The sequence below is a fragment of the Lysobacter enzymogenes genome, from assembly GCF_023617245.1.
Lineage (GTDB): Bacteria > Pseudomonadota > Gammaproteobacteria > Xanthomonadales > Xanthomonadaceae > Lysobacter > Lysobacter yananisis.
The window spans coordinates 4,090,930-4,103,249 of record NZ_CP067396.1; the positions used below are offsets into that span (position 1 = coordinate 4,090,930).

General features: G+C 73.0%; 14 protein-coding genes, 1 tRNA gene and 1 other RNA gene. 3 read left to right on the forward strand and 13 right to left on the reverse strand.

Annotated elements, in window-relative coordinates; genetic code table 11:
* Positions 1 to 3: 3 nt before the first annotated feature.
* The 5 genes from JHW41_RS16730 to dnaX form a co-directional block, all read right to left on the reverse strand.
* Positions 4 to 357, reverse strand: a complete 354-nt coding sequence (locus JHW41_RS16730) for a histidine triad nucleotide-binding protein (RefSeq protein ID WP_057946971.1) — start codon at positions 355 to 357, stop codon at positions 4 to 6.
* 118 nt (positions 358 to 475) lie between these two features.
* A complete protein-coding gene (recR, locus tag JHW41_RS16735; protein ID WP_250443613.1) occupies positions 476 to 1,069 on the reverse strand; it encodes a recombination mediator RecR in 594 nt (197 codons plus the stop codon).
* Between the two features lie 28 nt (positions 1,070 to 1,097).
* Complete coding sequence (locus JHW41_RS16740) at positions 1,098 to 1,331, reverse strand: hypothetical protein (RefSeq protein ID WP_250443616.1); 234 nt, start codon at positions 1,329 to 1,331, stop codon at positions 1,098 to 1,100.
* 19 nt (positions 1,332 to 1,350) lie between these two features.
* Positions 1,351 to 1,671 (reverse strand): YbaB/EbfC family nucleoid-associated protein, encoded by a 321-nt coding sequence (locus JHW41_RS16745; protein ID WP_057946968.1) that lies wholly within the window; start codon positions 1,669 to 1,671, stop codon positions 1,351 to 1,353.
* Positions 1,672 to 1,873: 202 nt separating this feature from the next.
* Positions 1,874 to 4,330: a DNA polymerase III subunit gamma/tau gene (gene dnaX / locus JHW41_RS16750; protein ID WP_250443619.1), complete on the reverse strand. Its 2,457-nt coding sequence runs from the start codon at positions 4,328 to 4,330 to the stop codon at positions 1,874 to 1,876.
* A 268-nt stretch (positions 4,331 to 4,598) separates the two neighbouring features.
* Between dnaX and JHW41_RS16755 the strand changes: the two genes are divergently transcribed.
* Positions 4,599 to 4,691: transfer RNA gene (locus JHW41_RS16755), tRNA-Ser, on the forward strand.
* Positions 4,692 to 5,081: 390 nt separating this feature from the next.
* Positions 5,082 to 5,178: signal recognition particle sRNA small type (gene ffs / locus JHW41_RS16760), an RNA gene on the forward strand.
* Between the two features lie 182 nt (positions 5,179 to 5,360).
* On the opposite strand, the gene JHW41_RS16765 is transcribed toward ffs, so the two are convergent.
* The 8 genes from JHW41_RS16765 to JHW41_RS16800 form a co-directional block, all read right to left on the reverse strand.
* On the reverse strand, positions 5,361 to 6,368 hold the full coding sequence (locus JHW41_RS16765) for a YncE family protein (protein ID WP_250443622.1): 1,008 nt from the start codon (positions 6,366 to 6,368) through the stop codon (positions 5,361 to 5,363).
* Between the two features lie 198 nt (positions 6,369 to 6,566).
* Positions 6,567 to 7,043 carry a molybdenum cofactor biosynthesis protein MoaE gene (locus JHW41_RS16770; RefSeq protein WP_250443625.1) on the reverse strand — a complete coding sequence of 159 codons (477 nt, stop codon included), beginning with the start codon at positions 7,041 to 7,043 and terminating at the stop codon, positions 6,567 to 6,569.
* Positions 7,044 to 7,046: 3 nt separating this feature from the next.
* Positions 7,047 to 7,289, reverse strand: coding sequence for a MoaD/ThiS family protein (locus tag JHW41_RS16775; RefSeq protein ID WP_250443628.1), 243 nt, complete (start codon positions 7,287 to 7,289; stop codon positions 7,047 to 7,049).
* Positions 7,286 to 7,735: a cyclic pyranopterin monophosphate synthase MoaC gene (gene moaC / locus JHW41_RS16780; protein WP_250451083.1), complete on the reverse strand. Its 450-nt coding sequence runs from the start codon at positions 7,733 to 7,735 to the stop codon at positions 7,286 to 7,288. Before moaC ends, JHW41_RS16775 begins: the two co-directional genes overlap by 4 nt.
* A 62-nt stretch (positions 7,736 to 7,797) precedes the next feature.
* Positions 7,798 to 8,493: a phytanoyl-CoA dioxygenase family protein gene (locus tag JHW41_RS16785; protein WP_250443631.1), complete on the reverse strand. Its 696-nt coding sequence runs from the start codon at positions 8,491 to 8,493 to the stop codon at positions 7,798 to 7,800.
* Positions 8,494 to 8,499: 6 nt separating this feature from the next.
* Positions 8,500 to 9,540, reverse strand: a complete 1,041-nt coding sequence (gene moaA / locus JHW41_RS16790) for a GTP 3',8-cyclase MoaA (RefSeq protein ID WP_078996442.1) — start codon at positions 9,538 to 9,540, stop codon at positions 8,500 to 8,502.
* Positions 9,537 to 10,295: an MBL fold metallo-hydrolase gene (locus JHW41_RS16795; protein ID WP_078996441.1), complete on the reverse strand. Its 759-nt coding sequence runs from the start codon at positions 10,293 to 10,295 to the stop codon at positions 9,537 to 9,539. Before JHW41_RS16795 ends, moaA begins: the two co-directional genes overlap by 4 nt.
* Positions 10,296 to 10,377: 82 nt before the next feature.
* Positions 10,378 to 11,127 (reverse strand): 3-deoxy-D-manno-octulosonic acid kinase, encoded by a 750-nt coding sequence (locus JHW41_RS16800; protein WP_250443634.1) that lies wholly within the window; start codon positions 11,125 to 11,127, stop codon positions 10,378 to 10,380.
* A gap of 52 nt (positions 11,128 to 11,179) precedes the next feature.
* On the opposite strand from JHW41_RS16800, the gene JHW41_RS16805 reads away from it, so the two are divergent.
* Entirely contained in the window at positions 11,180 to 12,241 is a 1,062-nt protein-coding gene (locus JHW41_RS16805) for a glycosyltransferase family 9 protein (protein WP_250443642.1), read from the forward strand.
* Positions 12,242 to 12,320: the final 79 nt, after the last annotated feature.

Here is a 12,320-nt window from a genome sequence, read left to right on the forward strand (position 1 = left end):
GGCTCAGCGCGGCGTGCCGAAGCGGCCGAGAGGGTCGCCGGCGAGCAGGTGCAGGTGCAGCTGGAACACGGTCTGGCCGCCGTGCTCGTTGCAGTTCATGACCACGCGGTAGCCGTCTTCGGCGAAGCCCTCGCGCTTGGCGTACTGGGCGGCGGCGTAGGCGAGCTTGCCGACCACTGCGGCCTGTTCGGGCTTGAGTTCGTTGAGCGTGGCGATCGGCGTCTTCGGCACGAACAGCACGTGCACCGGCGCCTGCGGGGCGATGTCGCGGAACGCGATCAGGTCGTCGTCTTCATAGACGATGTCGGCCGGCAGTTCGCGGCGGATGATCTTGCCGAAGATGGTGGGGTCGGTCATGGCGGGCTCGTCGGGACTCGGGACCGGCGAAGCGTACCAGCCACGCCGTTACCCCGACCGCGCCGGCCGCGGGCTGCGCCGCGACCGCGACCGAAACCGAGCCGAATCCCGAACATCGTCACACCTCGGTCCGGCTGCCGAACGCATGCGACAGCGTGCCGCGATCCACGTATTCCAACTCGCCGCCCAGCGGCACGCCGTGCGCCAGCCGGCTCGGCTTGACCGCGTGCTGGCGCGCCAATTGCGCCAGGTAGTGCGCGGTGGCCTCGCCTTCCACGGTCGGGTTGGTGGCGATGATGAGTTCCTGCACCTCGCCCTCGGCCAGGCGCGCGGCCAGCGAGTCCAGACCGAGCTCGCGCGGGCCGATGCCGTCGAGCGGGCTGAGCCGGCCCTGCAGCACGAAGTACAGGCCGCGGTAGCCGGTGGCCTGCTCGATCGCCAGCCGGTCGGCCGGCGATTCCACCGCGCACAGCAGGTGCGCATCGCGCGCGGCGCTGGCGCAGGTCGGACAGACCTCGCTTTCGCTGAAGTCGCGGCAGCGCACGCAGTGGCCGATCTTCTCGATCGCCTCGCTCAGCGCCGCGGCCAAGCGCTGGCCGCCGGCGCGCTCGCGCTCGAGCAGGTGGTAGGCCATGCGCTGGGCCGATTTCTGGCCCACGCCCGGCAGCACCCGCAGCGCGTCGATCAGTTGTTCGAGCAGGGCGCTGCTCATGCGCGCGCGCCCTTCGCGGCGGCGGCGTTCACTCGGAGGTGGTGAAGGTGCTGCGCGCGGTCGGCTCGCGGTTCATCGAGCGCACCACGTTGAGCACGACGATCGCGCCCAGCAGCGGCAGCAGCCAGACCATCGCCGACTGCAGGCCCTTCTGCGCGCCGGTGAGATCCGGCTCGCGCCAGACCGCCCAGGTGGCGTAGAGATCCAGCCCGAGCAGGCCGGCCGCGACCAGCGCGGCGGTGATACCGATATGCAAACCCATGGGATTCAGCCCCGCCCGCTCAGAACGGCAGCTTCATGCCGGGCGGCATCGGCATGCCGGCGGTGGCCGCCGACATCTTCGCCTGCGACTCGGCGTTGATCTTGTTGACCGCGTCGTTGAAAGCCGCGGCGATCAGGTCCTCGACCATTTCCTGGTCGCTCAGCACGCTGGGATCGATGCGCACCTTGCGGCACTCCATGCGGCCGGTGACGGTGATGCTGACCATGCCGCCGCCGGCGCTGCCGGTGACTTCGATCTTGGCCAGTTCTTCTTGGGCGCGCTGCACGTTTTCCTGCATCTTCTGCGCTTGTTGCATGAGTTGGGCGATGTTGCCGCGCATGGTGGTGGTCCTGCTGTTTTCGTGAAGGGTTCGGTGATCGGGTCGGCGCGGGGCGGACGGCGAGCCGGGCGGGCAAGCGATCCGGGCCGGCCGTCCCGGCGGCTCGCGCGCGGCGAGTGTGGCATGCCGCGCCGACGCCGAAGGCGACGCTACAGGTGTTGGGCCGGCGGCGGCCGCGCGCAAGGGCGGCCGCGCCGATCCGTCAGGCTTCGTCGAACGGGCGGATCGAATCGGGCACGAGCCGGGCGCCGTACTGCTCGATCAGCCGGCGCACGTCCGGATCGTTCATGAACACGTCCTCGGCCCGCGCCTGGCGCTCGTCGCGCGCGCGCAGGTTGCGCGCGTGCACCGACTCGCCGTTGCCGTGGCCGGCGCTGTCCGCCGCGGTCTCGAAGCGGATCTGCGGCGGCGCGCCCAACGGCGCGGCCAGCGCGTCGGCGACCAGCTTGATCAGCGCCGGCGCCTTGAGGTGTTCGTCGTTCGGGCCCAGCGCCAGGGTCAGCACGCCGCCGGCGTAGCCGAGGAAGGCAGCGTGCTCGGCCAGGATCCGAGCCGGCCCGCGCAGGCCGCTGCCGTCGATCAGCGCGTGCCAGGCGCCGTCGTCGGCGATGGCGGCGGCGCCGGCCGGCGCGGCGGCGCGCGCGGGCATGGTGATCGGTTCGGCCGGGGCGAGGATGTCCTCGCGCGCGGCGGGCGCCGGCGGCGCGACGGGCACGGGCGGCGCCACGGCCGCGCGCGGCGGCGGCGCGTCGCGCGGATCGTCCTCGAACATCGGGCCGCCCGCGGACGACGCGGCGGCGAGCTGGTCGGCATCGCGCGGGTCGTCTTCGAACGGATTGGCGGGAGCCGGCGGCGCGGGCTTCGGCGCGGCGACCGGCGTCGCTTCGCGCGGAGCATCCTCGAACGGATTGGCGCGAGCCGACGGCGCGGGCTTCGGCACGGCGACTGGCGCCGCTTCGCGCGGGGCGTCCTCGAACGGGTTGGCACGGGCCGGCGGCGCGGGCTTCGGTGCCGCGGCCGGCGCCGCGTCGCGCGCAGCGTCCTCGAACGGATTGGCGCGGGTCGGCGGCGCGGGCTTCGGTGCGGCGACCGGCGCCGCGTCGCGCGCGGCGTCCTCGAACGGGTTGGCGCGGGCCGGCGGCGCGGGCTTCGGCGCCGCGACCGGCGCCGCGTCGCGCGGGGCGTCGTCGAACGGGTTGGACATCGCCGGCAACGCGCGTGCGGGCGCGGCCTCGCGCATCGGATTCGCGGGCGGCTCGGCCGCGGGCTTCAGTGCGACCGCGGGCTTCGGCGCAGACACGCTGCCGGCGGGCGCCGTTGCCGGCTCCTGCGGCGCCCACGGCGGCGCATCGTCGCTGGCGTTCTCGCCGGCGACATAGGCCGGGCGCGCTTCGCGCACCGCCAGCGCGGGCGGCGCCGCCTCGGCCGCGGCCGTGCGCGGCCCGCTGCCCATCTCGCGCATCGCCGCGGCCGCCTGCGCCGCGGCATTGGCCGCGCGCGCCGGTTCGCCGCGCCCGCCCGAGCCCAACGGCGGCGCGGCATCGCCGCCCGCGCCGGGCCGGAACGCGAGCATGCGCAGCACGCTCATCTCGAAACCCGCGCGCGGGCTCGGCGCGAGCGGCAGGTCGCGGCGGCCGCCCAGGCTCATCTGGTACCACAGCTGCACCAGCTCGGGCCGCAGTTGCGCGGCCAGGCCGTCGACATCGACGCCGTCGGCCTCGACCGCAGCGTCCGGCACCAGCTGCCGCACCTGGATGCGGTGCAGCGCGTCGCCGAGCGATTCGAGCACGTTGCCCCAATCGGGCGAGAATTCGGCCAGGGTCGCCACTTCGTCGAGCAGGCGGCGGCCGTCGCCTTCGGCCAGCGCCGACAGCACCGCGCCGACGCGGGTGCGGTCGACCGAGCCGAGCATCGCCGCCACCGCCGCGCCCTGCAGCGCCTGCTCGCCGCCGGCACCGCCCGCGCTGCCGGCGCCGCTGTAGGCGATGGCCTGGTCGAGCAGCGACAGGCCGTCGCGCAGGCTGCCGTCGGCGGCCTTGGCCAGCTGGCGGATCGCCGCGTCCTCGACCGGGATCGCCTCGGCCGCGAGGATCCGGGTCATCTGCCCGGCGATCTGCTGCTCGTCCAGACGCTTGAGATTGAACTGCAGGCAGCGCGAGAGCACCGTCACCGGCAGCTTCTGCGGGTCGGTGGTGGCGAGCAGGAACTTGACGTGCCCCGGCGGCTCTTCCAGCGTCTTGAGCAACGCGTTGAAGGCCGACTTGGACAGCATGTGGACTTCGTCGATCAGGTAGACCTTGACCCGTCCGCGGCTGGGCATGTACTGCGCGTTGTCGATCACCTCGCGCACGTCGTCCACGCCGGTGTTGCTGGCCGCGTCGATTTCCAGAAGGTCGATGAAGCGGCCGGCGTCGATGTCGCGGCAGGCGTTGCACTCGCCGCAGGGATCGGCCGAGGTGCCCTGCTCGCAATTGAGCGACTTGGCGAAAATGCGCGCGATCGTGGTCTTGCCCACGCCGCGGGTGCCGGTGAACAGGAAGGCGTGGTGCACGCGTCCGGTGCTCAGCGCGTTGGTCAGCGCGCGCACCACGTGCTCCTGCCCGACCAGTTCGGCGAAACGCTTGGGGCGCCATTTGCGGGCGAGGACGAGATAGGACATCGGATCCTTGGACACGGGTGTTGGCGGGAGGCGGTCCGCGCGGCGCCTGGCGAGCGCGGCGCAAGGCCGGCGACGCCGCCGCGGCGGGATCGGGCCGGCCGGCGGCGCAGCGCGCGCGGACCGGTCCGGCATTGTGCCATGCCCCACCCTCGCTCCCCAGGCGCGATCGGTCCCGAACCGGGCCGCGCCGGCACAACTTGTCCCCCGGCGCGGCGCCGGCTAGAATTCCCGGCCCTGCACGGCCCGCCTCGGCGGCCCGTCAGGCTCCGGAGAGGTGTCCGAGTGGTTGAAGGAGCACGCCTGGAAAGTGTGTAAGCGTCTAAACCGCGCTTCGGGGGTTCGAATCCCCCTCTCTCCGCCAGATCCGCGCAAAAGCCCCCGAGCGATCGGGGGCTTTTCGTTTTCCGGCATCGACGGCCGCGAGCAGCCGCCTGCGCGATCGCGCGTGCAATGGCGCATCGATCCACGGCGCGGCGCGCGCTGGACGCGCCAACGCATGTGCGCGCCCGTCTGGACTTTGCTCGCAGACGACAGCGATACGCATGCGGGGATCGCAAGCGTCGCCCGCCGCATTGCGTGCATGGAGAACGCTAGCGTCGGATGCGCGGCGTCGGTCCGAACGCCCCTGCGGCCGCGCTCGCCGCGCGCGTTTGCGCCGCACTGCGGCTTCGTGCAGAATGCCGCCCCTCCGGTAGCGTTCCGGCCCGCCTCGTGCGAGCCCCGCCGCCGGCGCAAGATCCTATGGTGGCCCCGTTGGCGCCTCCGCGACGATAGATCGAAAATCCCGCCAGGGCCGGAAGGCAGCAACGGTATCGGTTGATTCGGGCGCCGGAGTCACGCTTGCGGGGCCGCCGCCTTTTTGCGGGGGCGGATTCGCCGGTTCGAGAGGCCGGCGCTCACCCTGCCCTCTCCTGCAAGCGGAGAGAGGGCGGATCGCGAAGTGCGAGCGGCTTGCGAACAGGCGCCGCGCTGGACGGAGCAAGCGGGCACAAACGGCCGAACTCGACGAGTCGGCTCCGACGCGCCGCACTCAATCCGCAGCGACCGCCACCGCATCGGGCTCGCGCCCGGTCTTCCAGTACGCCACCGGCTTCCAGGTCGCGCGGTCGATCACCGCGACCTCGTCGCCGCCACTGATCGCCACGTACACCCGCGGCCTGGCCGGATCGGCGACGACGCCGATCGGCAGCGCGGCGCGCCCGAGCATGGTGTCGCGGTACTGCGCGCCGTCGCGGCTCAGCGCCACCGTCGCCAGCGGCCGCTTGCGCTGCGCGTCGAACACCGACAGCGTCGCCGCGCGCGCGTTGCTGACCAGGGCGTGGCGGCCGTCGGCGGTGAACGCGACCCGGATCGGGAAGCCGGGACTCGGCAACGTGCGCAGGATCGCCAGCGTCTGCGGCTGGTGCACGGTGACCGTGCCGGCTTCGCGGTTGCTGACCCAGACCTCGCCGCTACCCGGCCGCACCGCGACGCCCTCCGCGCCCGCGCCGGCCTCGACTTCCTCCGCCTTGCGGTTGCGGGCGAGATCGATGCGGCTGAGCGTGCCGCGGTCGACCTTGGTGACATACGCGTTCTTGCCGTCGGCGGCGACCGCGACCATGTGGCCCTTGCCTTCGCCGAGCGCGATCTCGGCGACGATCCGGCCGCTCGCCACGTCGATGCGCAGCAAGTGCTGCGAGGCCTCGGTGGTCGCCAGCGCCTCGCGCCCGCCGGGCAGGAAGCGCAGCCCGTGCGGGCGGCCGTGGCGGCCGAGTTCGACGATCCGCGGCGGCGCCTTGCCGCGCAGGTCGAGCACGCTGAGGGTGTCGCCGGCGGCGTCGCTGCCGCCGTAGTTGGCGACCAGCGCGGTCTTGCCGTCGGGCGCGACGACGATCTCGTGCGGCGCTTTGCGCGTCGCGAACTCGCCGAGCTTGCGGCCGTCCTCGAGCGACAGGCGCCAGACGGTGTCGGCGGACTTGTTGCCGACCAACAGCTCGGCGGACAGCGCGGGCAGCGCGGCGAGCAACAGCAACGGCAGGCACAGCGGGCGCAGGAGCATGGCGGCTTCTCGATGCGGATGCGGGGTTTTCGACGCTAACCCATCGAGCCGGCGCGGGCATGTGCCGGCGACGGCGCGGTATGCAGGGCCTTGGCTGAGACAAAAGCGTCGGGGCTGAAGCCCCTCCCACAAGAGCTTGGCTATGGCTCACGGCTCTTGTGGGAGGGGCTTCAGCCCCGACGCCTTCCGCCCCGATCGCTACGCCCCCGCCGCCGGCGGCAGCGGATGCAACCAATCCGCGTCGCCATCGGCATAACGCTCGTGCTTCCAGATCGGCACCCGCGCCTTGGTCTCGTCGATGATGTAGCGGCACGCCGCGAACGCCGCGTCGCGATGCGCCGCGCTGACGCCGACCCAGACCGCCAGTTCGCCGATGGCCAGGTCGCCGACCCGGTGCACGCAGTGCGCGTCGACGATGGCGAAGCGCTCGCGCGCCTCGGCCAGCACCTTCTCGCCTTCGCTCAAAGCCAGCTCGGCATAACTCTCGTAACGCAGGCCCAGCACCGCGCGGCCGCCGTGGTGATCGCGCACCCAGCCTTCGAAGCTGGCGTAGGCGCCGGCCTGGGCGCTGAGCAGGCCCGCGCGCAGCGGCGCAATCTCGAACGCAGCCGCGGACAGGGCGAACCGCGCCTCGGGCGCGGCGGATCGGCTGGCGGAGGTATCGGAATGCGCCATCGCTCAGCCCCCCGACACCGGCGGGATGAAGGCGACTTCGCTGCCCGCGCGCGGCGCCTCGTCCCAACGCGCGAACGCGCCGTCCACGGCCACGCGCAGGCGCTCGACCGGCAAGGCGAAGCCGTGGCGCGCGCGCAGCGTCTCGTACAGGCCGCGCAGATCGCGCGCATCGGCCGGGACCGATTCGCTGGCGATGCCGGCGGCGTCGCGCAGGCTGGCGAAATACAGCACGGTCAGCGTGCTCATGCGCCCGCCCCCGCGACCGCGCCGAAATCGCGTTTGCCGCCGCGCTTGCCGACCAGTTTCGCCGGGCCGATGACGATCGCGTGCGACAGCGCCTTGCACATGTCGTACACGGTCAGCGCGGCGACGGTGGCGCCGGTCAGCGCTTCCATCTCCACGCCGGTGCGATGGACGGTGCGCACCTCGCATTCGATCGACAGCGCGTTCTCGCCGTCCCAGTCCACGGCGAAACGGCAGCCGTCGATGGGCAGCGGATGGCAGAACGGAATCAGCTCGTGGGTGCGCTTGACCGCCATGGTGCCGGCGACGATCGCGGTGTCGATCACCGCGCCCTTCTTGCTGCTCATGCCGCTGGCGCGCAGCTGCGCGGCCACGGCGGCGGGAAAGCGCACCCGGCAGCGCGCCACCGCGGCGCGCGCGGTGACTGGCTTGGCGCCGACATCGACCATCGCCGGGCGGCCGGCGCGGTCGAGATGGGTCAGGGCCGGTGCGGCCTTCGTCGGTTTGGCGTTCAAAGGGCGATGCTCCAGTGCAGCGAGTAGCCGGGCTCGCGCGGGCCGAACAGGAAATGCAGGACGCGCCGCCGCCCCTCGGGCCGGGTCGCCTTGGACGAGGCGTGCAGCAGCAACGGCCGCATGATAAGCAGATCGCCGCGATCCGCGGTGCATTCGGTCTCGCCCTCGGCCGCGCGCAGGGCCTGCGCCGCGGCCGCGTCGAGCCGGCCGTGGCGGTGCGAACCGGCCACCACCCGCAGCGGGCCGTCGCCGGCGCCGCAATCGTCCAGGTGCAGGCGCACCGCCAGCAGCCGCTGCAGCAGCTCGGCCGGCGGCTGGACGAAGGGCCGGCCCTGCTTGCGCGACCACGCGCCCAGGCGCGGATCGGCCACCGCCGCGGCGACCGGGATCGACAGATCCTGGTGCAGGGTCACCTTCCAGTTGCGCAGCGCGCTCTTGCGGAACAGCGTGCATTGCACCGCCACCGCGTCCGGCGCCAGCACGCCGGCGGCGGCCAGCCGTTCGCGCAAGCGCGCCGCCAGCGCGCCGCACCAGGGCTCGCGCAGCAGTTCACGGTCGCCGGCATCCGTATCGGCGGCCTCGGCCAGCAACGGCTGCGCGGCGACCGCGGCGACCTGCTCCGACGCGAGCGCGCCGGGCCAATGGGCGAAACCGCGCCGTTGCAGGGAGTCGTGCAGGTCCGCCGTCGGCATCGCCGCTCAACCGCCGATCAGGAACATTTCCACGTGCCGCTTCGGCCGCGGCGCATCGGCCGCGCGCAGTTCGCTGTAGCGGTCGTTGCGGCCGCGCCACAGCGCCGCCACGCGCTCGGCCAGCGCGGTCTCGCCGCCGGCCAGCGCCTCGCGCAGGTCGCTGCCTTCGGCGGCGAACAGGCAGGTGTACAGGCGGCCGTCGGCGGACACCCGCGCGCGGTGGCAGTCGCCGCAGAACGGCGCGCTGATCGAGGACACGAAGCCGATCTCGCCGGCGCCGTCGCGATAGGCGTAGCGCGAGGCGACTTCGCCGCGGTACTGCGCGTCCAGCGCGCGCAGCGGCCAGCGCGCGTCGATGGCGTCGCGCAGTTGCCGCGAACTCACCACCCCGCGCGCGTCCCAGCCGTTGCAGTTGCCCACGTCCATGTACTCGATGAAGCGCAACACCTCGCCGCTGCCGCGGAAATGTTCCGCCAGCGGCAGCACCTGGTCCTCGTTGACGCCGCGCTGGACCACGCAGTTGATCTTCAGCGGCCCGAACCCGGCCGCGCGCGCGGCCTCGATCCCGGCCAGCACCTGCGCCACCTCGCCGCGGCCGCCGGACAGGCGCCGGAACAGGTCCGGATCGAGCGCATCCAGACTCACCGTCAGCCGCCGCAGCCCGGCCTCGCGCAGCGCGCGCGCCTGCCGCGCCAGCAGCGAGCCGTTGCTGGTCAGCGCCAGGTCGTCGAGGCCGTCGATCCGGCTCAGGCGCGCGATCAGCTCCGGCAGGTTCTTGCGCAGCAGCGGCTCGCCGCCGGTCAGGCGCAGCTTGCGCACGCCGACGCGGACGAAGCCGCGCACCAGGGTCTCGATCTCGTCGAAGCTCAGCCGCGAGGCGGCGTCCAGGCCGTAGTCGTCCGGCACGCGCTCGGCCGGCATGCAATAGGGACAGCGGAAGTTGCAGGCTTCGATCACCGACAGCCTCAGGTCCCGCAACGGCCGGCCGCGACGATCGAGCGGATCGGGCGCGGCGAGCGGGACGAGGCGGTCGGCAGCGGCATTCACGAAGGCGGCACCTGTGCGGCAGTGGGGTCGGCCAGGTCGATGGCCTCGCCGGGCCTGCCGACACGATACCCCCGCGCGGCCAGCGCGTCGCCCTCCTCGCGGCTGGCGTAGTGATACAGGACACAGCGTTGCAGCAACGCCGGCGGGTATTCGCGCTCCAGGTCCTCGATGCCGCTGTGCGAGGGATTGCCGTGCAGGGCGCAATCGTGCGCGATCAGTTCGCCTTCGTCGGCGAACCGGGCCAGCATCTCCGGGATCGGCCGGGTGTCGCCGGTCCACACCGCGCTGCCGCGCAGGCGCAGGCCGAACGCGCTGTCGGGCCAGTGGTGGCGCACCGGGAACGCCTCCATGCGCACGCCCCGATGCCAGAAATGGCCGCTGACCGGCACCAGCTGGAACGCATCCCAGAAATTCACCCCGCCTTCGGCCAGCACGTTGGGGTAGTCGGCCACGCGCTGCTGCAGCAGCGGCACCAATGGCGCGGGGATGTACAGCCGGACCTTGCCGCGCCGGTCCGGGTCGAAGTAGTGGGCCACGAACAGCCGCTCGAAGCCGGCGATGTGGTCCATGTGCGCATGGGTGAGGAACACCGCCTCGGGCATGCGCCCGTAGTGGCGCAGGAACGCGGTCAGGCCCTCGCCGCCGCAGTCGATGGTCAGCCACGGCTCGCCGTCGCGTTCCAGCGTCGCCATCGCCGATCCCAGTTCCACCGCCGACGCATTGCCGACACCGTGCAGACGCAGCCGCCAAGTCATTGAACCCCCTTCCAGCATCCGATCGCCCGGCGCGCGCCGGTTCTTCTTGATTGTGCCGCCGCGCCATGGCGGCGACGCCTAATCAGTAACCACGTTCCCAGGCGCGGTCATAGGCCGCGCGCAATCGGGCGAAATCGCGTTCGACCTCGGCCGGCGGCCGCGGCCCGCGCAGTTTCAGCAGCGAACGCTTGAGCCGGGCGAGGTTGCGCTCGCGCCAGCCGGTCGCGGGAATGCGGAACTGGCCGCGGTCCAGGTCGATCACCCAGCCGCGGCCGGCGGCGTCGAACAGCAGGTTGGTGGCGTTGAGGTCGGCATGGTCGAGCCCGGCGCGGTGGCAGCGGGCGACCAGCCGGCCGGTCTCCTCCCACGGCGCGCCGTCGCCGGCGACCGCGGCGCGGTCGGCCAGCGAGCGCACGTCGTCGAGCCGCGCGACCAGGATCGCGGCGCGGTACTGCAGGCCCTCGCGCCGGTACAGCGCGGCGATCGGCGCCGGCACCGGCAGGCCGCGACGGGCGGCCTCGCGGGTCAGGCGGAATTCGGCGAAGCTGCGGGTGCGGTCGCCGCCGCGCCAGCCGTAGCGATCGCGGTTGAAGCGCGCGACCAGGCCGCCGCGCAGGTAGCGGCGCAGCACCGCGCGGCCGAACGGCGCGTCGACGAACCAGGCCCCGCCGCGGCCGCCGCTGTCCACCGGCCGCGCCTGCGCGCCCCAGTGTCCGGGCACGAACCATTCCGGCGCGGCTTGCTGCACCCGTGCGCGGTCGAACAGAATCGCTCCGTAGCCGCTGTCGTCGCGGTACGGCGTCAGTCCCTCGGCGGCGTCATAACCCGTCATCCGTCCGAGTCTAACAAGTCACGTGAACCAATCGACCCCGTCCTCATCGACTTTGCCCCCCGCCCCCGCGCTGTGCCTGCTGCGCCTGTCGGCGCTGGGCGACGTCACCCACGTGGTCCCGCTGGTGCGCACCCTGCGCAAGGCCCGGCCGCAGGCGTCGATCGCCTGGATCATCGGCAAGGGCGAACGCCGCCTGCTCGAAGGCCTGGAAGGCGTGGACTTCATCGAGTACGACAAGAAAAGCGGCTGGGCCGGCATGCGCGCGCTGCGCCGCGGCCTGCGCGAGCGCGGCCTGCCCGGCGGGCGCTTCGACGCGCTGCTGCAGATGCAGGTGGCCGCGCGCGCCAACCTGCTGTCGGCGTTCGTGCCGGCGACGCGGCGGATCGGCTACGACCGCTCGCGCTCCAAGGACCTGCACGGCCTGTTCGTCAACGAGCGCATCCCCGACCGCCCCGGCATCCACGTGCTCGACGCGATCGGCAGCTTCTGCGAACCGCTGGGCCTGCGCCAGACCGAAGTGGTGTGGGACCTGCCGGTACCGGACGCCGCCCGCGAATGGGCGCGGGCGCAATGGCCCGACGACGGCGCCCCGACCCTGCTGATCTCGCCGTGCTCCAGCCACACCCTGCGCAACTGGCGCCCCGAGCGCTACGCCGCGGTCGCCGACCACGCCGCCGGGCTCGGCTGGCGGGTGGTGATGTGCGGCGGCCGCAGCCAACTCGAGCGCGACACCACCGACGCCATCGTCGCGGCGATGACCCATTCCGCGCTGGACCTGGTCGGCAAGGACACGCTCAAGCAACTGCCGGCGCTGCTCGAACGCGGCCAATTGCTGATGACACCGGACTCCGGCCCGATGCACATCGCCAACGCCATGGGCACCAAGGTGCTGGGCCTGCACGCGGCCAGCAACCCGGCGCGCAGCGGGCCGTACAGCGACCTACGCTATTGCGCCGATCGCTACGACGACGCCGCGCGCAAATACCTGGGCAAGCCGGCCGCGCAGATCGCCTGGGGGACCAAGATCGAGCATGACGGGGTCATGGACCTGATCGCGGTCGAAGACGGCATCGCCGCGTTCGAACGCTACCGCGCCGATCACCCGGGACGCTGAGCCGACGGCCCGCCCGCACCGCCGCAATCGCACCGCCGCAATCGCACCCCTGCAATCGCACCCCCGCAATCGCACCATC

What these genes read in the sequence shown, in the direction of transcription:
- JHW41_RS16730 (WP_057946971.1), bottom strand. Translation starts at nt 357, where the DNA reads ATGACCGACCCCACCATCTTCGGCAAGATCATCCGCCGCGAACTGCCG.
- recR (WP_250443613.1), bottom strand. Translation starts at nt 1,069, where the DNA reads ATGAGCAGCGCCCTGCTCGAACAACTGATCGACGCGCTGCGGGTGCTG.
- JHW41_RS16740 (WP_250443616.1), bottom strand. Translation starts at nt 1,331, where the DNA reads ATGGGTTTGCATATCGGTATCACCGCCGCGCTGGTCGCGGCCGGCCTG.
- JHW41_RS16745 (WP_057946968.1), bottom strand. Translation starts at nt 1,671, where the DNA reads ATGCGCGGCAACATCGCCCAACTCATGCAACAAGCGCAGAAGATGCAG.
- dnaX (WP_250443619.1), bottom strand. Translation starts at nt 4,330, where the DNA reads ATGTCCTATCTCGTCCTCGCCCGCAAATGGCGCCCCAAGCGTTTCGCC.
- JHW41_RS16765 (WP_250443622.1), bottom strand. Translation starts at nt 6,368, where the DNA reads ATGCTCCTGCGCCCGCTGTGCCTGCCGTTGCTGTTGCTCGCCGCGCTG.
- JHW41_RS16770 (WP_250443625.1), bottom strand. Translation starts at nt 7,043, where the DNA reads ATGGCGCATTCCGATACCTCCGCCAGCCGATCCGCCGCGCCCGAGGCG.
- JHW41_RS16775 (WP_250443628.1), bottom strand. Translation starts at nt 7,289, where the DNA reads ATGAGCACGCTGACCGTGCTGTATTTCGCCAGCCTGCGCGACGCCGCC.
- moaC (WP_250451083.1), bottom strand. Translation starts at nt 7,735, where the DNA reads ATGGTCGATGTCGGCGCCAAGCCAGTCACCGCGCGCGCCGCGGTGGCG.
- JHW41_RS16785 (WP_250443631.1), bottom strand. Translation starts at nt 8,493, where the DNA reads ATGCCGACGGCGGACCTGCACGACTCCCTGCAACGGCGCGGTTTCGCC.
- JHW41_RS16795 (WP_078996441.1), bottom strand. Translation starts at nt 10,295, where the DNA reads ATGACTTGGCGGCTGCGTCTGCACGGTGTCGGCAATGCGTCGGCGGTG.
- JHW41_RS16800 (WP_250443634.1), bottom strand. Translation starts at nt 11,127, where the DNA reads ATGACGGGTTATGACGCCGCCGAGGGACTGACGCCGTACCGCGACGAC.